The following is a 23,223-nucleotide window of genomic DNA, read 5'->3' as shown; positions in this document are numbered from 1 at the left end:
TACGGCATGCATGACGTGGTTCAAGTCGACTTTATCGTGCGCCGTAAGACAGGTGGTCCGCTGATGCTGGTGACGGCGATCAGTTCTGAAGGGCCCGGGTCTGCGCTTATGGCGTCTTGCGAGTGGCAGGAGGGTAGCTCGCCAGCTCGGGCAACGGTCCCCCTGGACAAACTGGTATCGTTCACCCGAATTTAGTGTTTTGATGCGATCAATGCGTTCTGAGGATTGCGATCCGTAGACGTTGGTTGACCGTTAAGATAAGGCGGTGCCAGCGGGCCTAGTACGCATACCCGCAGGCTTTACAACCTCGCCCACGGCAGCTTCTGCCGTGGGCATTTTTATTTGGCAGTATGGTGCAAGGGATCGGCTTTGCCGCAGTCGATCTGCTAGCTCGAAGTCGACATTAGTACTTCTTTTGAAATAACGTATCCAGGCGAGACAAATCCATTACGGCGGACATTTGCCCCTAACGCTTGGTATGACCGGTTGCAGCAGGGCCGCTATTTTGATCTCCTGCCCGATACATGGCGGCGTTAACATCGTCGTTGGCCTTCTGTCTGGTACGTTCTTGAGCAGCCTGGGTATCTTTGAAGACGGTCGTTTCAGCGGCCGAGTGCGGCGTACGCCTGCACGCGGCCACGAACAGTACGGTAAGGATGCAAAACGAAATTCTTACCATCGGCAACATATGATCCTCCTAACATTCGAACGAACCACATCGGACATTTTCGCATCTCGACATTAAGTTGGTAGAAACATTCGGGAGTATACGCTCTGCCTACTCATCAAGATCGCCTTGGCGATCAGACACGGTTTTGGCTTTTGACGCGGTAGCTATTTGTCTCGGGGATCGTATATGGATATGATTGAGCGGGTAGCACGCACTCTTTGTAGAGCCGACGGACTTTCCGAGAATGCTGTATATAATGGAAAACCAATGTGGCGAAGCTTCGAGCTAACTGCGCGTTTCGTTCTTATCGCTATGCGCGAGCCGGACCCGAAAATGTCGGCTGTGGCAAATTTCGATCGGAATGTCGCTGTAGCGCATTGGAACGCTATAATCGACGTTGCGCTCGACGGTCAGTCGCCCCTACCCACGAGGGGCGCGGCGGTGCCGACAAGCGATCAGCAAGCGTTATCACTTCCTGGGTAAGCGAGGGCAGCCTCCGAGCCCTATGATCGGGCCATGCTTCAACCCTAGCGCCACGGGGGGAAAGACGGCAGCATGCCGTTAGATAGCTTAATTGCTATCTACGATCGGCCTGTGCGGAGCTACTGCCACAGAGGGCGGACGGACACATAGGATCGAGTAGCTATCTTTCAGATTAAACGTTGTCATCCATCCATCTAACAAACGCTTTTGCGACAAAGTACAACACCCATAACGGTAGGAAGAATGCAACGGTCCATAGGGATCGAGCTTTTCCTTTATCATCCATGTTGGTTCTCCAGCATAAAACTACCGCCGTGTCCATGATGGCCGGTGATTCAGCCTGATGCCTATGCACCGGACGCCTTACGTTGAGCTGTACGCGAAATTAGGGCATCGTTCATCGACAACAGACGAGCAACTGTCCGCCTGTCGAGGTAACGAGCAGGCTGATGGACAAAAGTGAGTAGGCTTCTGGCGATTTACCATGCGCCATCAGGGTACTTATACCCCGGTACCGTTTGTTACCACGGCGAGTAGCACGTAACGTCCACCGCCGGGCTGGACGCAGACGTTCCGACCAGACCAACTGCCCGCTGCGAACGAGGCTGCGAATCAACTTTAATACAGTCGTTCAGTGGCAATTTGGTTGTCCAAGCCTGTTGCGATCCCAGGCATCGCCTTTGTTATCTGTGTCGGCCTACCGTTTGCGAGCAGCGATACGCTGCACGTAGAAAGGTAACTACCATGTCAATTCAGTACCCTCCAATTGTTCGGGCAGGTAATCATTGCGTTCCTCCGGTGGTAAATGACACCAGCGCCAACAGAAGCATTGCGCATTTCGACTACGATGATCTCGACGTTAGCTTCGACCCAAACCTTGAGACGCTATGGACCTATATGGATCAGCGCGTTCGACCGAGTTTTAATCCAACCCTGCTTGCCCAATTTGACCAATGGCAAACCGATATCGCGATAGCCAGGGCATCGGGAGCGGTACCGTTAAGGTATCTCGTGCTGGGTTCGCGCTTTCCCGGCGTGTTCTCCCTTGGTGGAGATCTGGATCTGTTTGAGGCACATATTCGTGCGCGGGATCAAGCAGCGTTGGTTCGGTACGGACGGGCCTGTGTGCGCATTCTTCATCGCAACATGCTCAGTCTCGACCTGCCCATCGTAACGATCGCGCTGGTGGAGGGGGACGCCTTGGGAGGCGGGTTCGAGGCCTTGTTATCGTTCAACGTCGTCATTGCCGAGCGTGGGACCCAGTTTAGCTTGCCCGAGACCGCCTTCGGCCTGTTTCCAGGCATGGGTGCCCACTGCTTCCTGTCTCGCCGGCTAGGGGCTGCGCGAGCCGAACAGATGATCCTGAGCGGTCGATCCTATTCAGCTGAAGAGCTGTACGATCTCGGGATCGTCCACGGTCTTGCGGACCGCGGAAATGGACGCGCGGAAGTAGAGCGGTACGTGCGACAAAACCGACGGCGTCATAGCGGACATTGTGCCATTTATGAAGCATCGCGCTCCGTAAACCCGCTGTCGCTGGGCGAGTTGGAGGCAGTTGTGGATCTTTGGGCAGATGCTGCACTGCGTCTCAGCGAGACCGACTTGAAGCTCATGCGGCGGCTAGTTGCTGCCCAGACCAGACTTCTTAACAAGCCGCCCCATGCCTAAGTTGGGTTAGCGCCCAGAGACGCCCGGCAGCTGGTGTTGGGGGTCTCACCGGCAAGCATGGTCGTAACCATGCTTGCCGGTATCGGACGGCTCAGCCAGTATCCCTGCACCGCATCGCATCGTGTCCGACGAAGCTGTGCAAGCTGGGCGGCCGTCTCGACCCCTTCTGCTATGGTACGCATTCCGAGCTTGGCGGCAAGGTCGATCACCGCTTGCACAATCGCTACCGACGCTGGGCTTTGATCGAGATCGGCAATGAAGGAGCGGTCGATCTTGAGCGTTTGAAACGGAAATTTGGAAAGGTAGCTTAGCGAGGAATATCCCGTGCCAAAATCATCAAGCGTAGTTTGAACGTGCAGGAGGTTGATAGCCTGCAATGCTGCAAGCGAGCCATCGATGTCTTCGAGAAGCACCGATTCCGTGACCTCAAGTTCCAGCCGCTCGGCGGCTAGGCCGCTTGCCGCCAGGGCATTCACAATGACACCTCGCAGATTGGCGGAACGCAACTGGATCGGGGATAGGTTTACCGCAATCGTCACACAGTTGGGCCACTGGCTTGCGGTGCGACACGCTTCTTGAATTACCCAGCCGCCAATTTGGACGATGAACCCATTACCTTCGGCGATCGGAATAAACTCGCCCGGTGACACCTCCCCGTATCTACGGTTGTTCCAGCGCAGCAAGGCTTCGCAGGACTGAACCCCTCTGCCATTCAGGTCGAAGATCGGCTGGAATACGAGATAAAACTCGCCGCGACCTAGAGCACCTTGCATCTCGGCCGCCAAGTCACGGGCACGCTCTATCTTTTCGTCCATTACGGGTTCGTAAAAACGCATAACGCCCCGTCCGCTGTCTTTGGCTCGGTAAAGAGCGAGATCCGCGTTTTTCAGAAGCGTGTCCGCGTCTATCCCGTCCGCTGGGGCGATGGCGATACCGATCGAAGCACTGACGTTCAAATCTCGGGCATCATGATGTACAGGAGATTCTACGAGATCAAGAATGCGACGGCCAATGGCGATTGCCTCTTCCTTGTCGCGGATCGCCCATACAACAGCAAATTCGTCACCCCCCAATCGCGCCACTATTCCATCTATACCAAAGGCCTCGTCCAACCGTCTGGCAATGCCCGACAAGAGTGCGTTGCCAGCCAGATGTCCAAAGCTGTCGTTAATTTCCTTGAACTTGTCGAGATCGAGCCAATAGATGGCCAAGCCTTTGCGCTCGCTTTCTTCCGACCAAGTCAGCGCTTCCAGTTGAGCCTCGTAGCGTTCGCGAAAGGCAGTGCGATTGGCCACTCCGGTCAAGTCATCTCGCCGTGCCACCGCAGCATGATGCTCTGCCAATGCGGTCTTTTCCGTCGAAGCCACCGTGGCGCGCAGGATGACGCCGTAGGTCTGAAGCGTGATGTCCATCATTGCCACGACGAAGAACAGGATGACGACGGCAAGAACCGCTTTCAACGGTTCGAACGTCAGGCACAGGCCCAGAGCAAGTGGTACTGCGGCCAAGCACAACTGGGACAACGCGATCCAGGGGCGACCGGCATTGCGGCCTGCGATTCCAGCCGCATATCCAACCGCCGTCGTCACTGCGAGCAGCTGCAGCTCCCCGTCTTCGGTCCCGATCAGCGTCAGGAAGCCGAAGGTGCCGAGAAGGCCCGAGTATGCCAGGGCACCAAAGCGATATATTAGTTCTTGCCGCTTGCCGCCGAAGCAGCTTGCGCGATCCTTGCTGAGCAAGGGAAGAAACCGCAATGCATCAACGATGCGAATGCCTGCAACAACCAGAATTGCCAACGCACAAGCCAACATTGCGGCGCGACCGCTTATCATAGCAACCAATACGACAATTACGCTGCTTGTCACCGCGCCAATCACCAGCGACTGCGGAGATGCGTACAGCGACTGAGTCAGCGTTTCCCGCACATGCGCGGCAACCGCCTGATCCGAATGGCGCAATCGTCTTAGACGCGAAATCAACCCTTCCATTCGGTTCCACATCACGCCAATAGGTTAAAATGGGGCAAAGGCTCAAACTGTCTAGCCAATCACACGATCCACCGGATGCTTCCCCGGGTCTGAAATGCAGGAAGTCGCATTTTCAGGGAATATCTCCACTTGATCGGAGTACTCCTTTAACTCGAAGATCGCAACCAAGAGCGTTCTCGTGTCGCCTACGTTCTTGGTCAGATCACGCGGCAAAAACGGCCATCTATGACTGCAACCGAACGGTCCGAGCGTTCGGTACTAAAGGGCATCGCCTAGCGCGTGTCCCAGACGACATGAGATGGCTAAACCTTCACCAATTTAGGCTTTTTGCCGTCATGAATACCAACTTTAAAGCAGTCCTATTATGCACCGACAGGTACGCCGCTAGGGATGGCAATTAATACCGAAAACACCGGTGCCGAGCATTTCCTCTACAAAGCACGATTTGTACAATTCGAGTACTGAAGTGGACAGGGGCACTCGGCCTCCTATAGCCTTTCTTAAATCACGTAATTACGGTTGGAGACTTTCGCCCGGTGTGGCGGGTAATGCCGGCAAGGTCATCTGCAGCGGCTACGAGATCGGCTAGCGCCACCGAAGTCTCGGCATTCAGTATCCCGTCTGGTCCCTCGAAGCGCTCCAGGTAGACGCGCAAAGTGGCCCCGCTGGTGCCGGTGCCAGATAGACGGAACACGATACGTGCGCCACTTTCAAAAAGCAGCCGTAGCCCTTGATTGCGACTAAGCGAACCATCAACCGGGTCAAGATATTCGAACTCGTCCGCTTTGACGACGGTAAGACCTTTCATCTTGCGGCCAGGTAGGGTCGGCAGAGCGGCGCGCAACTCGTTGATGAGTTGCTCCGCTGCCGCGCTTTCTAGCCCCTCATAATCGTGTCGCGCATAATAGTTACGCCCAAATCGCGCCCAGTGGCCGGCCATGATTTCGGCCACGCTCTGGCGCCTCACCGCCAGAATATTGAGCCAAAGAAGTACTGCCCACAACCCGTCCTTCTCGCGGACATGGTCCGAACCGGTACCGGCACTTTCCTCGCCGCAGATTGTCGCCATGTTCGCATCCAGCAGATTGCCGAAAAACTTCCAGCCGGTCGGCGTCTCATGCAGCGGTAAATCGAGGGCGTGCGCCACCTGATCAACGGCGCCGCTGGTCGGCATCGAGCGGGCGACGCCCTTGAAGCCACCGGCATAGCCGGGGGCGAGGTGGGCGTTTGCGGCGAGCGCCGCCAGCGAATCCGATGGCGTCACGAAGATGTTGCGGCCAAGGATCAGGTTCCGGTCGCCGTCCCCATCCGAGGCTGCTCCAAAGTCGGGCGCATCGGCACCGAACATTCGTGCGAACAGCTCGTGCGCATGGACCATGTTTGGATCGGGATGATGACCGCCAAAGTCTGGCAGCGGCGTGCCATTCACAACCGTGCCAGCCGGCGCGCCGAGGCAACGCTCCAGAATTTGATGCGCATATGGACCGGTGACAGCGTGCATCGCATCAAAGCGAATGCGGAAGCCGCCAGCGATCAATTTGCGGATCGCGTCGAAGTCGAACAGCTGCTCCATTAGTTTGACATAGTCGGTGACTGGATCGATCACTGCGACGGTCATTTCCGCCACCTTTGTTTCTCCGAGCTGCTCGAGATCGACGTCGGGGGTATCCACGGTCACGTATTGGTCGATGATCTTCGATCGGGCGTAGATGGCGTCGGTAATTTTCTCCGGTGCCGGACCGCCGTTGCCGATATTGTACTTGATGCCGAAATCCTCGTCCACGCCGCCAGGATTATGGCTGGCGGAGAGTATGAGGCCACCGAACGCCCCATATTTGCGGATGACATTACTCGCCGCAGGCGTAGAAAGGATGCCGCCAATGCCCACAAGCACCCGGCCAAATCCGTTGGCAGCCGCCATCCGGATCGTCGTCTGGATCACTTCGCGGTTGAGATACCGGCCGTCTCCGCCCACAACCAACGTCTGGCCTCCGAAGTCGCCGATTACGTCGAACACGGATTGCAGGAAATTTTCGGCATAATGTGGTTGCTGGAACACTCGCACCTTTTTGCGCAAGCCAGAGGTACCGGGTTTTTGGTCGAGAAACGGGGTAGTGGTGATCGTCAGGGTCATCACGCCATCCTGCCACACTGAAACGTTAGGTAAAGGCGTCATCGAGCTGCACAGAAGAATTAACAAGCCGCAGATGTGCACGAAGGTCGCTTATCGTCCGACACCGCCTCAGTGGGATGGGTCGTTACCATGCGACAATGACTTCAGGCTCATTAATTCAATCGATTGGTGAGAGGCGGCGTGACCGAAAGGATGCGCAGGCAAAGCGTTGCCAGTTTGGCTACCGGCGGCTCGCAATCATAAGTAACCAAGAGCAGAACCAGTTGTAACGCAGCGTCAAACGTATGATTGTTGCATAGAAGATGGACTCTGATACCGTATGTCGACGCATTAGCTCCTGCATGTTGGCGCTCCACAACGTTCCACGAACCGCGCCAGCTAAGAATATAAACTCCGAAGCTAGCTCATCAGCGGCATGAAACGGGAAGCAGGTCACCGTAGCTATCAGCCCATCTTAGGAACTGCACCGTAGCGATCGCGCCTATCGTCTCATTGAGTCTTCAGGTTAAGCGGCTAACAGACTTCGGACTTCGTTTTCTAAAGTCCGTAACGTGAACGGTTTTTGTAGAAAGCGGTCTGCAAGCCCTGCGCGTTGGATGTTTTCTCCAGTATAGCCTGAGATGATAATCGTCCGAAGGTGGGGGCGGTCGGCAAGCGCTTTTTGAACTAAGTCGAAACCATTTATAGCTCCAGGCATTCTGACGTCTGTCACAATCAGGTCGATGCAAGTTACGCCTTGCAGGATCTTGAATGCGTCATCGCCGCTGGCTGCCAGGATTACCTCGTAGCCCACGGTCTCTAGTTGATCCCCGATCAATGTTCGTATCCTTTCCTCGTCATCTACGAAGAGGATAACCCAACGGTCACGAGACATCATCTAAGTTCCCAACGTTTTTAAAATACATACTGAACCAAGGATGGTGAGCATGGCTAGTGGCAAACTGTTGATCGTAGATGACAATGCGCTAGTTCGTCAGATGATAGCTAGCCTTGCGCGCGAACTAGGCTTGTCCGTCATTGAGGCAGCTTCAATCGAGGCTGCACAGGCACCGCTTGCCGACGGCGATGTCGATATGCTGCTTTGTGATGATGACTTGGGCATTGGTCGGTCAGGTATGGAATTCATAGCAAGTGACTCAGCGAGGATGCCGGCGACCGTCGTGCTGATGTCCGGTAATCCTAAGCCTGATACACTGCCAGATGGCATACGGTACCTCTGTAAGCCCTTTACAATCGGGCAACTAGAAGGGGAGTTATTGGCTTAAAGACCGATAACCCAGACGTTACCCGAAAATCTAGCTTTGCGTCACGGACGTCCGATTTGGGTGGAGAGCGGAAAGGCCGCTTTCCGCCGACCACACCCGGTAAGCGGACGTTCGTTCATACAGACTGCCACCGTCAACGTCGCCCGGCTCGATGTCGACGCCTCCAAGAGCCGGAGCATGCCCGATGATGTCGACGAAAGCGCCCGCTACCCAGGTTTGACAACGGTCAAGGTGCGCTGGCGAGGACTCCACGGATGCTTGAGAGAGCCGCCGATGGGATCGACAGTGATCGAGCCCGGTGCGAGAACCCGCTCATGTCCTATGCGATCGTCCGTGCCGAAATCGAGCGTTTTCTGAGATCACCGTCTCCTGAGGTGCTCTGCGTCTCTGGTCGGTGGGGGGTGGGTAAGACCTACTCCTGGCAGACCTTCTTGCGCGAGGAGGAGACCGCGGGTCGGCTCGGCGTGGACCGCCACGCCTACGTGTCCCTTTTCGGCTTGAACAGCCTCGGCGAGCTCCGCAGCGCCATAGTGGAGAACACGGTGGTGGCGGGCAGGTCGTCACTGCCCGATGCGTCGAGCCTCCACGGCATGCTGCGCGAGGGTGAGCGGTTCGCACGGAGGAGCCGGCCAACGCTGGAGGTGGCCGCCGGGTTCTTCCGGATGAAGGATGCCGGCGACGCATTGTATCGCGCCGCCTTCCTGACGGTGCGAGGGCAGCTCGTATGCTTCGACGACCTCGAACGCGCCGGCAAGTCGCTCGAGATGCGCGACGTCCTGGGGCTTGCATCGTTGCTGCGGGAGCAGAGGGGCTGCAAGGTCGTGCTGCTGCTCAACAAGGAGCAGGCGGAGGCGAAGCAGGCGGAGGAGCTCGACCGCCAGCTCGAGAAGGTGGTGGACACCTTCCTGATCTTCGAGCCGACGAGCGCGGAGGCTGCGGCGATCGCGATCGGGGGCGACGATCCAGTTGCGGTGGCGTTGCGCGATCGCCTAGTCGCGCTGGACGTCACCAACATGCGGGTGATGAAGAAGGTCGAGCGGTGGGCAAGGCTGGTCGAGGCGGAGCTCCGGGGGTTCGACGCCGCGACGCTTGCACAGGCGACGGCCACGGTGGTGCTGGGAGGCTGGTGCTTCCTCCAGCGCGATTTAGCGCCCAGCCTCGACTTCGTCAGGGGGTTCAATCCGATGAGCGGTCTGTTCGGACGCAAGGAGGAACCGGCGGACAAGAAGGGCTGGCGCGAGCTCTTGGGGCGATACGGATATGGCTCGACGGACGAGCTGGACGAGCCGATCCTCGATGGAGTGGCGCTGGGTTACTTCCGGGGCAACGTCCTGCGTGAGGCGGCGCGTTCCGTCGAGGAGCGTCGGAGGCGGGAAGGCCGCGACGACAGCTTCTCCCGGGCATGGCGGCTCTATCACGACAGCCTAACGACGGACGATGACGTAATCTTGGATGCGATGCAGGCCGGCCCCTAGAGAATTTGGCTGAGATCACGCCGACCAACATGAACGGCACCCTGAGCTTCCTTCGGCGCTACCTTGCGAAAACGCCCGATGCCCTCGTCGGCCTGACCCAGTTCGGCACCCGCTATTACGAGCCGCTGACAGGCCGATTCATCAGCCCCGACCATTATGTCCTGGAGTGCCCGGACGTCGCTCTGGGCGATCCGCAGACTTTCAATCTCTACAGTTACGCTGCCGGCAACCCGTACCGCTTCCACGATCCGTCGGGACGATTCCCGATCCTGGCCGTCGTCATTGGCGCGCTCATCGGCGCTTACCTCGGAAATAGGGCGGCCGAGGAGAATGGCGAAAATCCTTGGACGGGCGCGCTCATCGGCGCGATCGTCGGTGGCCTGGCGGGATATTACGGTCTGCTCGGCGGTGCGCTTAAAGGAGCGGCCATCGGCGCAGCGTCATCGGCTGCGAGCGGAGACGGCCGGATTTGGACGGGCGCTGCGCTCGGTTTCGCCTTTGGCGCAGCTGGCGAAGCGCTTACCTCGACCTTGCCGACGGTCGGGGGCGAGGGCTTCTGGGTGAAATCGGCGAACGCCATGATCGAAATCGGCGGCGACGCGCTCATCGCTGGCATGCAATCGGGGACCAGCGCCGTTCTCGCCCACAAGTCTTTCGAAAATGGCTTCTGGTCCGGCGCTGCGATGGGGGCGGCGTTTTCGGCGCTAAAGATCGCCGTCTTCGGGGTTCGCTACGACCCGAAGTCAATCCAGCCCGACTACAACCGGCAAGTCGGTCTCGACTACGCGAAGCAGAATGCCGACGACACCGGCAATTTCCTGAGCGGCAGGATAATCCAGCCGGACCCCTCGTCGGTCGTCTATCGCAGCGGAGGTTTGATCCACTGGGCCAACGGTGGCGTGTCGACGAGCTTCGGTAACACGGTACACACCAGCGCGGATACGATGACCGAGCTTCGCGACGGATCATATGTGACGCTCGCGCACGAACTCCGGCATATCGCGCAGGAGCGCGAGATCATGGGCGGAACCGTATCCTTCATCGCGGTCTGGCTTGTGCAGTACGTCACCCAGCAAAACCTGTTCTACACCAGCCCGCCGCAACAGGAGGTTCGAATACGACGCTGGAGCCCTATTACGGGCGGTGAGCTTGAATGGCGTGTCTAGACACAAGCGTAACCGCGAGGAGCGATCGAAAGGCGGCTCGAGCCACCAACGCGATGCCTCCAAGGTGCTCGCGACTTGGAGTAGCGAACACATGTTTACGAGCAGCGGCGAGTGATCCCCGATCACATCGATAGGCGGAGGAAACGCGATGAGCACGTCCTTCCCAGTGAGTGGGTCCGGTGAAATCGTGAAATTATCGGCTTGGTCCAGCGAAACGCCGCCGACACTTGAATAGATTTTGCCGAAATTGTCGATTTCTGCTGAGAGTTGATGGGGTGGATGCCCCTTCCGGCGGCATCAAGTGTGCCAATGTGATGTTTCCACAACGTTACAGCAGAGGGGACTTTAGCAGGCAAACAACTAAAGGCACGGCGACGCCTGCCCAGATCAACTGCGGTAGCGGCTTCAGGGATTATTTTGCCATTCGCCAACCTCCCCCCGAACGGCGGAATGTTGTTCGCAGGCGGACATGCGCTTCGCTCTCAAGTCCGCCGATCGAGGGGCAGTTTACCGCTTCACAGCCATTGAGGCCGGAAAGTCTGCAAAGTCCAACAGGCCGGACCTGGGAGAAGGGGCTTAGATGTTTGGTCCCGGCGATTGATGGTGCGGGTTTGAGATGAAGCGGCTTGGGTCATCTGTCCATGCTTTGCAGATAGCTTTGTAGGGTGTGAGAAGTCGCCGGCGATCCGAAGGGTGGCTTTGTCGTGCAGCTCGACGAAGGCGAACTTCGACGTCCGGTCGATCGCTACCAACAGGTAGAGCTTGCCCTGCTCGGTGCGCACCTCGGCCAGATCGACGTGAAAATAACCAATAGGATACGCCTTGAACTTCTTTCTGGCCGGCTTGTCACCATCAACGTCGGGCAGTCGACTGATACCATGGCGTTGCAGGCGTCGGTGCAGCGCGGAGCGCGACAGGTGCGGGATCGTTGCCTGCAACGCATAGAGGCAGTCATCCAGCGGCAGCAGCGTGTGGTTAATCCCGTGCCGCCTGGCCAGCGCCCTCAGGCTCTCTTTACTATGCTGTATCGCTCGACGGATCGCCTCTGTCGTCGTGGCGCTCCCATGGAGAACCTGTCCCATAGTGCATCCTTCCACTCGCTTGCGGATATTGCACCATCAATCGCCGGGACCAAACATCTAGTCTAAGCGGATCGACGAATGGCCGGTATCAGCATAGCCGGACGTTTTCTGTCGCCGTGACGAACGGCAGGATTGTCCCACTTCTCGCCATTTCCGCTATCGCTGTTCGAGGCGTCGGGCGAACATGAATGGGTGTCCGCAGTTGGAGAGCGCGAAACGACCGCTGAATGTCGTGTTGTGAGTCAATCGGTCGCAAAGCTGCCATTGGCGAGAGTTAGCTTCAGCCGTTCAGATCAGCTCGCGCCCAACGCGATGACCAGATATCCACGCGACGCGATCTCGAGCAGATGGTTGCGCGAACTGGTGTCGTCGGCGCTGCATCCGCCATTGCCGAACACATAGATGGGCAGTCTGTGCGAGCGTGCCGGTGCAAGATTGGTGGGGCGATAGACCACGTGGTTCGGAAGATCGTCCCACGCTTCGAAGATCACGGGGTAGGGGCCGCTGCCGCGTTCTACTTCCTGGCTATGGACGATCGAACCGATCGATACCGCTGCAAACGCAAGCAAGAGGGGCACGGCTCGCATACGATATTTTCTCCACTCTTGGCACATCTTGTATGAGTATTGACGCGGTGGATAGCCGCTTTTACGCTTTGCTTCACACACGCCCGAAACGAGGCGGCGATAGGAGAGCAGAATATGGCCGGACCGCTAATCGACCGTCGGCGTGTATTGATTGCCTCGATCGCGGCGGGTGCCGGACTGGCTTTGCCTGTAACGCAGGCGCACAGCACTGGCACCGTGTCGCGCAGACCCGGACGGGACGGCACGACGCCGCACAGCGCGATTGCCAAGACGCGATATGGTCCCGTGCGCGGCTATGTCGCTGGCGACGTTTTCACCTTCAAGGGCATTCCCTACGGGCAGGACACGGGCGGCGAAAACCGTTGGTTGCCCGCCAAGCCGCCGCAGCCGTGGACCGAGCCGTACAATGCGCTCGTCTATGGCGCGAACAGCCCGCAGACGACGCATAATTTTCGCGCGGTCGAGCATACGTTCCTGCAGCAATGGGACGACGGCTTTCAGGGCGAGGACATGCTCAAGCTGAACGTCTGGACGCCATCGCTGAGCGGCAATCGCCCGGTGATGGTGTATTTCCATGGCGGCGGCTTCGCTTTCGGATCCTCGTACGAACTGGCCTCGCACGACGGTGCGCAGATGGCACGGCATCACGACGTGGTGCAGGTGTCGATCAACCATCGGCTGAACGTGCTGGGGTTTCTTGATCTTACCGAGGTGGGTGGGTCGGCCTATGACGAGTCGGTCAATGTCAGCATGACGGATTGCATCGCTGCATTGCGCTGGATGCAGGAAAACATCGCCGCATTCGGCGGGGATCCGGACAAAGTGATGATCTACGGCCAGTCGGGCGGCGGGTCGAAGGTCACCACGCTGCTCGGCATGCCATCGGGCAAGGGGCTGATTCACCGGGCCGCGGCGCAATCGGGTGGCGGCGGCGCGTTGCCGACGGCGGAACAGTCGCGGGAATATTCGCGGCGCTTGGTCAAGCATCTCGGAATCGCACCAAACGGGATTGCTGCGCTTCAGAAAATGGCGTGGGCTGACCTTTCTGCCGCAAGCAGCACCGTGGCCGGTGAAATCAACGGGCCGACGGTGCGGAGCCTGGGCGGGCCGCCGGCAACACCGCGCGTCGGCTGGGGGCCGACGCTCGACGGCAAAGTCATCGACGTCCGGTCGTTCGCCGATGTCGCGCCCGAGGTATCGCGCACTGTGCCGATGCTGATCGGCAATACCAGTGAGGAGGGTATGCGATGGGGCTCGAACCCCAGCGAAACCGAGTGGCGCAAGGAGCTGACCGGACAACTCGGCGCCGCCAAGGCCGACGCACTGATCGCCTCGATGCGGAAGGCGCACCCGGAGAAGGCGGTTCGCACGCTGTCCTACGGGGTACAAAGCATCGCCTATCGCAATCGGGTGCAGGATATGGTGCGCCTCAAACATGCGCAGGGCGGCGCGCCGGTCTACCAATATCTGTTCCAGTGGCAGTCGCCACAGCTCGATGGACTTGCGGGAGCGTGGCATACTGCCGACCTTGCCTTCTGCTTCGACAACACCGCGCGCTGTGAACAGGGCACCGGCAATACCCCTGAGGCGCAGCGACTGGCGCGCACCATGGCCGGGGCGTGGGCGACCTTCGCGCGAACAGGCAACCCCAGCCAGCCGGGGCTGAACTGGAGCCCTAGCGACCCGGTCCGTTGCCAGACGATGGTGTTCGACGACCGATGCCGAATGGTCGACGATCCCGAAGGCCAGTCGCGCAAAATCCTGTTGAGCGCTTGAAGCTCAACCTCCGTTTTCCGTAGGCCTGGAATGCTTGCTCGACTGGTGCTCATTATCGCATTTGTAACATGACTGAGCGGCCGGTTTAGGGCAGCGGGAGCGTCCGTCTGAATGTCGCGTAGTGGGTCTCCGCAGTCGTAACAGCCATTGGGCTGCTAAGAGGCTGGCCCGTCGCCCGGTCTGGTCACGAGGTGGAACAGAGGCAAACCCTTAACTTTGTTCCCCTACCGTAAAAAGCTGTGACAACCGCCGTTCGCCCGCCCGTTCGCGACCTCCCCGAGGGGACGTATGTGGAACTCGTTTCGAGCCTGTGTGGGACGCGGATGCCGGCTGTAGTGATGACCATCTTGTTCCTAATGGTCGGCTCACTGAGCGTTCGGGCCTCGTCCGACCATGCGCTGGCGGCGCTAGTTGTGGCTGGCGGGATTGTAAGCGCAGCACGGTTGGTCGTCTTGTTCCGCGGACGAAGGATCTGTGACCGTGCGGAAATGTCGCTGGACAGCGCGCGGCGGTTTGAACGTCAGTTCGCCCTCAGCTATTGCGGGTTCGCAGCGGTCTTCGGGGCCTTCGCCGCGCGGGCCTACATGCTTCCGCCTGCGGAATTGCAGATGCCGATCGGCATTCTGGTAGTCGGCTATGCCGCCGGCGCTGCATCCACCGTCGCTATGCGTCCGGGGATCGTCGGCTGGAGCTTGGCTCTCTCGGTCATCCCACCGACGTGCATCCTCTTGCTGCGCGCAAATACAAACGCGCTTCTGTCCTCAGTGTGCCTGCTCGCGCTTCTTGCGGGGGGGCTACGTAGCGCGCGCCAGCGCTACCGGTCGCAACGTGCTAAAACTACGACGCGGCAGGTCCTGGCCCGCCAGGCGCAGACAGACCACCTTACCGGCCTTGGCAACCGTCTTGCGCTCGCACATACCTTTGCCACGAACAGTGAGAATGTACAGCAAGGGCGGGTCGCGTTCCATTATGTTGACCTAGACGAGTTTAAGCCAGTCAACGATCAGTACGGGCATCACGTGGGCGATCGTCTTCTGTGCCTTGTCGGTGAGCGGCTGAAGGCGTGCTGCTCCCCCGGCGATGTTGCCGTTCGGCTTGGGGGCGACGAATTCGTGCTGGCGCAGCTTGATACCACCTCCGCGAACGACGTTGAGAAGCTAGCGGCGCGGATCGAACAATCTTTGAACTTACCGTACATCTTGGGAGGACGCTCGATCGAGGTCGGCGCAAGCATAGGATCGAGCCGACATGCAACACGCACTCAGACGCTGGACGCGCTTCTGATCGCTGCCGATACAGCGCTTAGCCGGAAGAAGGCCGAACGGCACGCTGTACGGAAACTGGTCGTGCGCCCTACTGCCTTTGGGACGCACGGCGCGACCGACCCGAGCTTCGCCGTCAACGTTACCGGAGACGGGACCCAAGAGCGGGCACGACTGCTAGTTGACGGGATCGCAGTCGCCTCTTGGGAAACCGCGCCGGACGGCTTGATCGAAACGGACAGTCTCAGTTGGCGGACTTACACCGGCCAGAGCTATGACGATTGGAAGGGATATGGTTGGGTGACCGCAATCCACCCCGACGACCGGGTCGCTACAGTGCGAAAGTGGCATGATACCGTCCATGATCAGCAATCGGTTGAGGCACAGTACCGGCTTAAACGCTGGGATGGCACGTACCGATGGATGCAGGTGTATGCGTTACCGTTGCGCGACAGCGACGGTTCGATCGTTCGATGGATAGGCATGAACATCGATATCGACGATCGCAAGAGAGCCGGGTTGTAGCATACAGCGCGGCGCGCCTGCGAGTTGAACCGCAACACAGGTACGTAAGCCTTTTCGGCTGACCGCATAGCCTTCCAAAAAAGTCACCTACTCACCTGAACGAATGTCTGAAGTTGGCTAGCTGAAAACAGGTCGCGGATGTCCGCTAGTGGGTCATTCGCGACAGGATACTTGCCATTCTGGTTTGCAACATCGGTGTGTTCACGGACGGTCAAGGTTGGACCGATGGCAGGGCGGTTTGAATGTTAGTCAGCCGTAGGCAAAACAACCCTCACGCCATGATCGCCGGGCGATCCATTCACACTCTGCCAACGAGCAACCACGTTAGAAACAATCTAGCAATGCTTAATGATATTGACTCGCAACAGCACATAAGCCACCCGCTACGAAAGTAGGGGGATTTTCATGAGTTATTGGAATATATTGCTTGCGACCGCGTCGCCCGCCACGCTGAGCACGGTTCCCACCGAGGGAACCGAAATTCGCTCGGTTGATGTCGCCAGTGAAGGACAAAGAGAGGAAGAGATCCTCGTTATCGGGAAAACCTACGGTCGCGCTGTTGGCAAGACGGTCACGCCGCTGAAGGATACTCCCAACACCGTCACCGTCATCGACCGCGAGCAGATTGAGGCCCAGAACCTCTTTACGCTCGAAGACGCGCTGACCGCGACCAATGGCATTACCGTCAACGGTGTCGGCAGCGAGGACCCGTCGTTCTTGTCGCGCGGGTTCGCCATCAACAATTACCTGATCGACGGCGTCCCGACCTTGTCGGTCAACTTCCCTTCGGCTGTGCCGGACCTGTTCTTCTATGATCGCTTGGAAGTCTTGCGCGGTCCCGCTGGTCTGTTCAGCGGCTCCGGGAATCCGGCGGGCAGTATCAACCTCGTCCGCAAGCGTCCGCTCGACACAGCGCAGATTCAGGCGAGTGCGGGCTATGGCAGCTACGACAACCTGCGTCTGGAGCTGGATGCCTCGACCCCTATCGGCAGCCAAGCCGGTCTTCGCGCGGGTGTCATGCGGCAGGCACAAGACCAGTTTTTCGATACCGCCCATCGCGATCGGCTGGATGCGTTCATCGTCGGGTCCCTCGAGATTGGGTCGCGCACGACCGTGACGGCGGGTGCAAACTACGATCGCTTCCAGCCGGCGGTCCAGTCGGGGCTTCCCGGCTATGCCGGTGGAACCGACGGCAGCGACGGGCGGCTGCTCGACGTTCGGCGATCGACGTATCTTGGGGCGGACTGGAATCGCTTTGATGCGAAGACATGGTCGGGGTTTGTCGAGGTCGCCCACCGCGTCTCGGATCGCTGGACGCTGCGGGCTACCGGGCTCTACACCGACGTCGATCGGGTCGATGTGTACAGCTATATCGGCGCGCAACCGGTGACGGTGGCCAATCGTGGCGTGACCAATCAGATCGCTTACCGCGGCGATAGCAAGCAGCAGACGCGATCGTTCGATTTCAATGGCATCGGCAGTTTTCCGCTGTTCGGTCTGGAGCAGACGCTGATCCTCGGCGCCGACTATCAGGCGAGCTCGGGGACATCCTATTTCACGCGGCTGTCGAATTACGCGCGGATCGACGTCTTTAATCCGGTGTCACCGGCTGAGCCGCGGCTCGACCCTTATGGACCGCTCCCGGCCTATCCGGTTCAGGGAACCGCCGGCCAATGCGCACCGGTGCAGACCCCCGCGCAGTGCGTCACCCAGGTCTATGGCGGGACCGTCACCAACCTCGAACAATATGGGCTCTACGGGCAGATGCGGTTGAGCCCGGTTCAAGGCGTGACATTGATCGGTGGCGGCCGCCTGACATGGTTCGATACCGACAGCCAGACGCTGCTCCCGACGCGGGGTCTGCGGACGGGGTATACGATCGAAAACCGGTTTACCCCGTATGCCGGGGTCGTGTGGGACCTGACCCGGCAGCTCAACCTGTACGCCAGCTACGCCGACAGCTTTACACCGCAAGCGCAACCAGTCGGACGGCAACGCGGCGACGGGGGCGGCATCGAGCCGATGATTGGCGCGCAATATGAGGCCGGCAGCAAGCTGTCGCTGATGAACAACCGGTTGTTGCTGTCCGCGGCAGCGTATCAGATCACCCAGACGAACCGGCTGTTCAACGATCCGGTCGATACCACGCTCTATTATCAGCTCGGCAGGGTGCGGTCGCGCGGGATCGAGGTGGAGGCAAGCGGGGAGATCCTGCCGGGTTGGCGGATCAACGGTGGCTACAGCTACACCCGCACCAAATTGCTGGAGGACATCAACCCGGCGCTGGAGGGCAGTTCGCTCGTCCCGGTTATCCCCAAGCATATGGGCAAGGTCTTCACCAACTACGCGCCGAACAGTGGGCGGTTCGCCGGGGCAAGCATCGGTGGAGGACTGACGGTCTTCGGCGCAACCGCGGGCGGCACGCCGTCATCAGTCGCGGCGAACGGGACACGTACGGTATCGACGCTGGTCCGACAGGGCAGCTATGCCGTCCTGGACATCCGCGCTGGGTATAGCCTGACGCCACGGCTCGGGGTGTCGGTCAACCTGAATAACGTGCTCGATCGCACCTACTATGCCCGCATCTTCTCGACCGCGCGGGGCAATTACTACGGCTCTCCGCGGACGGTGTTCGCGACCTTGCGGTACACGATGTGATGAGCAGGACAGGGGGGCATTCCCACGCGCAGGCGCGCTGGGCGCGGCGCGGCGATATTGCGCTGCGCGTTCTCGCCGCGGTGCCACTCGGTTACGCTGCTTCCAGCCTCTGCGCGATGGCGCTCGCGCGCCTGCTGCCGGGGACGCGGTCCGGGACGACGGTCGCAGCGGCGCTTATCGGGCTTGCGTTGTGCGCCGTGCTGGCGATGTGGGCGTTTGCCGCCCGCAGCGGGTGGCGGGCGGTCTGGACGATCACCGTTGCCGGCGGCGTGGCGGCGGGGATTACCTGGCTTTCCATTGCCGTGACGGGCCGGGCATGAGCAAGGGGTTCCGACAATCGCAGGGGTTCCTGCATACATGGTCCGGGCTGTTGCTCGGCTGGATCCTGTTTCTCGTCTTCGTGGCAGGTACGATCGCCTTTTACCGGGAAGGACTGAACCGCTGGATGCGACCGGAGCTGGCGCGTGTCGAGAGTCCGATGCGGGTCCTGGCAGGGGCGCAAACGTATCTCGCACACAAGGCACCGCATGCAAAAAGCTGGTTCATCCCTGTCGCCACGAAGCAATCCGCGGGGAGCCAGCTATTCTGGGTACCGCAGCCTAATCCCAACGCCCCCAAGGGCAGCGGACGCCGTGGTGGTCGCGGACGGCGGGACACGCGAGCGCTGATCGGCGCTGATGGCAAGGTCGCGACGGTGCGGGAAACGCGGGGCGGAGACTTCTTTTACCGGCTTCACTTCGACCTGCACTATATGCCGGTGCTATGGGCGCGATGGCTGGTCGGATTTGCCAGCATGATGATGCTCGTGGCGATCCTCAGCGGAGTCGTCACCCACAAAAAGATCTTTCGCGATTTCTTCACGCTGCGTCGCTCTAAGGGGCAGCGGTCATGGCTTGACGGCCATAATGCGGTCGCGGTCCTTGCGTTGCCGTTTCATCTGATGATCACCTACACCGGCCTCGTCACGCTGATGGCGCTGCTGATGCCATGGGCGGTCATCGCCAATTACACGGACGAACGCGCGATCGGCGCCGCCCTGTTTCCAACCATGCCAGTGGTCGAACGCACTGGTCGAGCGGCACCGCTGGTCGATCTCCGCCGCATCGCGGCCGACGCCGAGCGACGCCTCGGCGCGCCCGCGAGTTCCATCCAGGTGAGCGAGCCTGGCGACGCGGCGGCTCGCATCACGGTCAGCCAAAGCCCCATTTCCACGCTCAACACCCGGACCCCGCAACTCGGCTACGACGGCGTGACGGGGCGATTGCTGTGGCAATCTCCTCCCACGGGTGCCGCCGCCGAAACCGCAGGCGTGATGATCGGGCTGCATGCAGGACGGTTTGCCGACGCAGGCCTGCGCTTCATCTATTTCCTGTGCGGGAACGGCGGTACCCTGATGGTCGCGAGCGGCCTGGTTTTGTGGACCGTCAAGCGTCGCGAGCGCTTGCCCGATCCGCGCCACCCGCACCTCGGGTTCCGTATCGTCGAGCGGTTGAACATCGCGGTCATTGCCGGCCTACCACTCGGTATTGCGGGTCTGTTCTGGGCTAACAGATTGCTCGACATCGGCATGAGGAACCGGGCGGAATGGGAGATCCACTGGATGTTCATCGCCTGGGCGATCGCGGCAATCGTGGCATTGCTCGTAAGGCCACGGATCGCGTGGCAGATAGTGCTCGGTCTGGCCGGCGCTCTGCTCGTGACGTTGCCCGGATACAATGCAGTGCTGACCCCGCGCGGCATGCTCGAGGCGGTTGCCTCGGGCGACTTCATGCTTGCCGGGATCGACACGGCAATGTTCGTCGTTGGTCTAGCCTTGCTGCTCATCGCGCGCCGGGTTGCCCTTCATCGTTCCGTCGCGCGTCCGGGACGACGTGCCCCTTCAGCAAGTTCTGCGCATGAAGAGAGGCCTACGCTATGAGCTGCGCGACAGTCCTTCTTTGCATCTGTGGCTTCCTGTTGTTCGGCCTTGCTACGGAGGCTCATCATCGGCGTCGATGCAGCGGCGTGTTGTCAGCGCGACGGTGTACGGCCATGCGGGTCGCGGGCTGGAGTTCGCTTGTTGCGGCATTGCTTGCGGCGGTCATCGGTGGTGGCTGGGACTTCGGTCCGGTGCGTTGGACGGGCGCAGTCATGCTCGGCGCCGGTGCCGCGTTTCTGTTGCTGAACTTTGCCCCTGCTTGGATTTGCTACAAGCGCCGGCAACGCCATTGGGAAGACTAACAGAAAAATTGACCACTATTAACTGCAGCTGCAGGGGACACTAATCCACAGCCCGAATAGCTGACGGCCTTTCTACTGCTGGTCACGCTGATCCGGCGTCGTGGAGCCAAACGCTTAGGACTGCGTCGCTAGCGCGCGACGTGCACGATCGGGTGCCGTCGATGCCCACACCTTATACATGCAGAAGACGATAAACAGCAGCAGGCAGCCGACCGTGCCGATCGCCTCCGGCAACGTCGGGGCCGCCCAGCGGAGCAGCGCCACGCCCGGCAGGACCAGGCTATGCGCGACGTAGATGCTCAACGGATAGCGTCCGATGCGCTCCAGCACGAACCCCACGACCGGCACCGTATAACGGTCGAGCGCGACCAGCGCGGACAGCATCGCGCCGCCGACCATCGCCAGATACCAGAATTGCGGCGGTGCCGCGTACCCCGACGCCAGATCCCCCAGCGTCCGCCAGCCGACGACACGACCGTCGCTCAAGCCCAGCAACGCCATGCCAAGCGCGATCGCCATTACGTCGCGGTGAAACGACGTGCCATTCGCCAGGTGATTGCGGATCAGCACGCCGACCCCGATCATCAGCCACGCACAGCCCATCATCACGAACACGCCGTACTTGCCCGAGACGAACAGCAATCGCACCAGTTCGATCGCTTTCTCGCCCTGGAAAGGGAAGGCCTCATAGCCAAGCACACTGCCGATGAAGATCAGCAGCGCACCCCCCAGGAAGCCGATCCGCACAGGATCCTGCGCAATGAACCGGACTGCGAGCGCGGTGAGGAAGATGGCGACGGTGTAGAACGTCAACACACTGTATTGCGCAAGGAGCAAGCGAAACCAGAAGGCTGGCTCGTCGTTTGTCATCAAGACGTTGACCGTACCGTGCAGCGAAACGATCAGACTGCATAGCAACACCAGTCCGGACCGATTGATCAGCCCGCGCATCGTCGCATCCGGCGCTTTGCGCGCCTTCGGCACGTAGATGATCGCCAGCGTGATTCCGAAGATCAACACGAAGGCGGGGGTTGCCAGTCTGCCGATAAGATCGAGCATCGCGCGCGGCGTACCGCCAATCCCCAGGCGCTCGTAAACGCCGGGTCCGAAGTGCGCGAGGATCATGCAGAAAATGGCAAGGCCGCGGACTTGGTCGAGTGCCCTGAAACGCGATCCCCGGTCACCGACTGCTAATACACGCGTTTCTTGAACCGGCTGAATATGCAAAATCCCTCCCACCAAACTGTACTACGCACCAGTTCTCAATTTCAGCTCGTGTTCAAAACTTGCTGCTCTCTCATGTATCAGCATAAGCTGGCAATCACGGCTCAAATTCACCCAGCGCCTATCCCGCAATAAGTGTGCCACTCGCCAATTTGCGCCGACCTTCACCGCGAAAATGGTTACGATGTAAGATTAATTGACACTGGGACGCAGCGGAGTGCCGTTCTGTGCTAGCTTGCTCGGTTTGGGATTAGGTCTTTGAATCGTCGACGAGCTTTCGCAATCCCTTCCCCGGCGCGAAATGGGGCACGCGCCTCGCATCAATCTCCACGGCTTCGCCGGTTCGCGGGTTGCGACCGGTTTGGGCAGTGCGATCACGAGTGCTAAACGATCCGAAACCCCGGATTTGAACACGTCCGCCGTTAGCCAAGGGCTCTGTAATGCTGTCGAAGAACGCGGCTACAGCGGCTTCGATTTCGAGATGGAGTAGCTCCGGATGCTGTTCAGCCAGCAGCGCTGTGAGTTGAGTACGAACCACATGGTTTCCTCGCTGCTCAGCGCTGGCCTTTGCAGCAGCGGGGCGACACCAGGCTACTGCAGATTTCAATACGGATCGAGCACTTAAACCCTTGGACTGGCGGTTACTGGTAGACGGTGCCGATCAAGCCATAATGCGTAGATGCGGATCGCATTCATGTGATTGCCGCCACTACCGTCACGGCCGTCCACGGCATAAGCTTAGAAACCCTGCATTTGTCGAAAAATGACAATAAGCGCTGAAGGTCACGTTCCGCGTCATCGCACTATCTGAGTTTTTCACCACCGGTTGGCTGGTGCAGGGTTGGTGCCCGCCGATGTCTCGCGTCGCGCGGCATCGTCGAGCGGTTGCCTAGGAGCGAAACCCAAGGGCTGGCTGTACGACCTTAGTATATATTGCTAGATCAACCACAAATGACTATTAAACGAAATTCGTTTCGTTATCTTGGTGGTGTCGGAGTTCTCACCGGCTGTGTTTCCCCCCTCCAAATTGGAAACGCTCC

At 59.4% G+C, this 23,223-nt stretch carries 16 protein-coding genes and 1 pseudogene; 10 read left to right on the top strand and 7 right to left on the bottom strand.

Going from position 1 to position 23,223, the window contains the following annotated elements:
* The first annotated feature begins 1,897 nt into the window (after nt 1-1,897).
* Nucleotides 1,898-2,821 (top strand): crotonase/enoyl-CoA hydratase family protein, encoded by a 924-nt coding sequence (locus AC3WJR_RS18570; RefSeq protein WP_492726910.1) that lies wholly within the window; start codon nt 1,898-1,900, stop codon nt 2,819-2,821.
* Here AC3WJR_RS18570 and AC3WJR_RS18565 read toward each other — a convergent pair.
* The 3 genes from AC3WJR_RS18565 to AC3WJR_RS18555 form a co-directional block, all read right to left on the bottom strand.
* Nucleotides 2,818-4,809, bottom strand: coding sequence for a putative bifunctional diguanylate cyclase/phosphodiesterase (locus AC3WJR_RS18565; RefSeq protein ID WP_492726908.1), 1,992 nt, complete (start codon nt 4,807-4,809; stop codon nt 2,818-2,820). The two genes, AC3WJR_RS18570 and AC3WJR_RS18565, sit on opposite strands and share 4 nt — an antisense overlap.
* Before the next feature lie 505 nt (nt 4,810-5,314).
* Nucleotides 5,315-6,943, bottom strand: a complete 1,629-nt coding sequence (locus AC3WJR_RS18560; RefSeq protein WP_492726906.1) for an alpha-D-glucose phosphate-specific phosphoglucomutase — start codon at nt 6,941-6,943, stop codon at nt 5,315-5,317.
* A gap of 505 nt (nt 6,944-7,448) precedes the next feature.
* Complete coding sequence (locus AC3WJR_RS18555) at nt 7,449-7,817, bottom strand: response regulator (RefSeq protein WP_492726905.1); 369 nt, start codon at nt 7,815-7,817, stop codon at nt 7,449-7,451.
* Nucleotides 7,818-7,869: 52 nt separating this feature from the next.
* On the opposite strand from AC3WJR_RS18555, the gene AC3WJR_RS18550 reads away from it, so the two are divergent.
* The 3 genes from AC3WJR_RS18550 (at nt 7,870) to AC3WJR_RS18540 (ending at nt 10,849) form a co-directional block, all read left to right on the top strand.
* Nucleotides 7,870-8,208, top strand: coding sequence for a response regulator (locus tag AC3WJR_RS18550; RefSeq protein ID WP_492726903.1), 339 nt, complete (start codon nt 7,870-7,872; stop codon nt 8,206-8,208).
* Nucleotides 8,209-8,522: 314 nt separating this feature from the next.
* Nucleotides 8,523-9,683: a hypothetical protein gene (locus tag AC3WJR_RS18545; RefSeq protein WP_492726901.1), complete on the top strand. Its 1,161-nt coding sequence runs from the start codon at nt 8,523-8,525 to the stop codon at nt 9,681-9,683.
* 29 nt (nt 9,684-9,712) lie between these two features.
* Nucleotides 9,713-10,849 (top strand): RHS repeat-associated core domain-containing protein, encoded by a 1,137-nt coding sequence (locus AC3WJR_RS18540; protein WP_492726899.1) that lies wholly within the window; start codon nt 9,713-9,715, stop codon nt 10,847-10,849.
* A 671-nt stretch (nt 10,850-11,520) separates the two neighbouring features.
* Here AC3WJR_RS18540 and AC3WJR_RS18535 read toward each other — a convergent pair.
* Together AC3WJR_RS18535 and AC3WJR_RS18530 are read right to left on the bottom strand one after the other, a co-directional pair.
* A pseudogene (locus AC3WJR_RS18535) lies at nt 11,521-11,931 on the bottom strand (transposase family protein); the annotation flags it as partial.
* Between the two features lie 293 nt (nt 11,932-12,224).
* On the bottom strand, nt 12,225-12,509 hold the full coding sequence (locus AC3WJR_RS18530) for a hypothetical protein (RefSeq protein WP_492726898.1): 285 nt from the start codon (nt 12,507-12,509) through the stop codon (nt 12,225-12,227).
* A gap of 123 nt (nt 12,510-12,632) precedes the next feature.
* Here AC3WJR_RS18530 and AC3WJR_RS18525 point away from each other — a divergent pair, with 123 nt between their 5' ends.
* From AC3WJR_RS18525 to AC3WJR_RS18500, 6 genes are all read left to right on the top strand, one after another.
* The gene (locus AC3WJR_RS18525; protein WP_492726896.1) at nt 12,633-14,294 is read left to right on the top strand and encodes a carboxylesterase/lipase family protein; all 1,662 of its coding nucleotides are present in this window, start codon (nt 12,633-12,635) and stop codon (nt 14,292-14,294) included.
* Between the two features lie 338 nt (nt 14,295-14,632).
* Nucleotides 14,633-16,081, top strand: a complete 1,449-nt coding sequence (locus tag AC3WJR_RS18520) for a diguanylate cyclase domain-containing protein (protein WP_492726894.1) — start codon at nt 14,633-14,635, stop codon at nt 16,079-16,081.
* A gap of 405 nt (nt 16,082-16,486) precedes the next feature.
* The gene (locus tag AC3WJR_RS18515) at nt 16,487-18,739 is read left to right on the top strand and encodes a TonB-dependent siderophore receptor (protein ID WP_492726892.1); all 2,253 of its coding nucleotides are present in this window, start codon (nt 16,487-16,489) and stop codon (nt 18,737-18,739) included.
* On the top strand, nt 18,739-19,059 hold the full coding sequence (locus AC3WJR_RS18510) for a hypothetical protein (RefSeq protein WP_492726891.1): 321 nt from the start codon (nt 18,739-18,741) through the stop codon (nt 19,057-19,059). The genes AC3WJR_RS18515 and AC3WJR_RS18510 overlap by 1 nt, the downstream gene beginning before the upstream one ends.
* Entirely contained in the window at nt 19,056-20,657 is a 1,602-nt protein-coding gene (locus AC3WJR_RS18505; protein WP_492726889.1) for a PepSY-associated TM helix domain-containing protein, read from the top strand. The genes AC3WJR_RS18510 and AC3WJR_RS18505 overlap by 4 nt, the downstream gene beginning before the upstream one ends.
* A complete protein-coding gene (locus AC3WJR_RS18500; RefSeq protein ID WP_492726887.1) occupies nt 20,654-20,959 on the top strand; it encodes a DUF3325 domain-containing protein in 306 nt (101 codons plus the stop codon). Before AC3WJR_RS18505 ends, AC3WJR_RS18500 begins: the two co-directional genes overlap by 4 nt.
* Nucleotides 20,960-21,073: 114 nt before the next feature.
* On the opposite strand, the gene AC3WJR_RS18495 is transcribed toward AC3WJR_RS18500, so the two are convergent.
* Together AC3WJR_RS18495 and AC3WJR_RS18490 are read right to left on the bottom strand one after the other, a co-directional pair.
* On the bottom strand, nt 21,074-22,198 hold the full coding sequence (locus AC3WJR_RS18495) for an acyltransferase family protein (RefSeq protein ID WP_492726885.1): 1,125 nt from the start codon (nt 22,196-22,198) through the stop codon (nt 21,074-21,076).
* A gap of 235 nt (nt 22,199-22,433) precedes the next feature.
* Nucleotides 22,434-22,721 carry an HU family DNA-binding protein gene (locus AC3WJR_RS18490; protein WP_492726883.1) on the bottom strand — a complete coding sequence of 96 codons (288 nt, stop codon included), beginning with the start codon at nt 22,719-22,721 and terminating at the stop codon, nt 22,434-22,436.
* Nucleotides 22,722-23,223 lie beyond the last annotated feature (502 nt).

This window comes from Sphingomonas sp. FW306-05-A (assembly GCF_058782275.1).
Note: the sequence above shows the minus strand (reverse complement) of the source record. Positions and strands in the feature narration are given on the sequence as shown.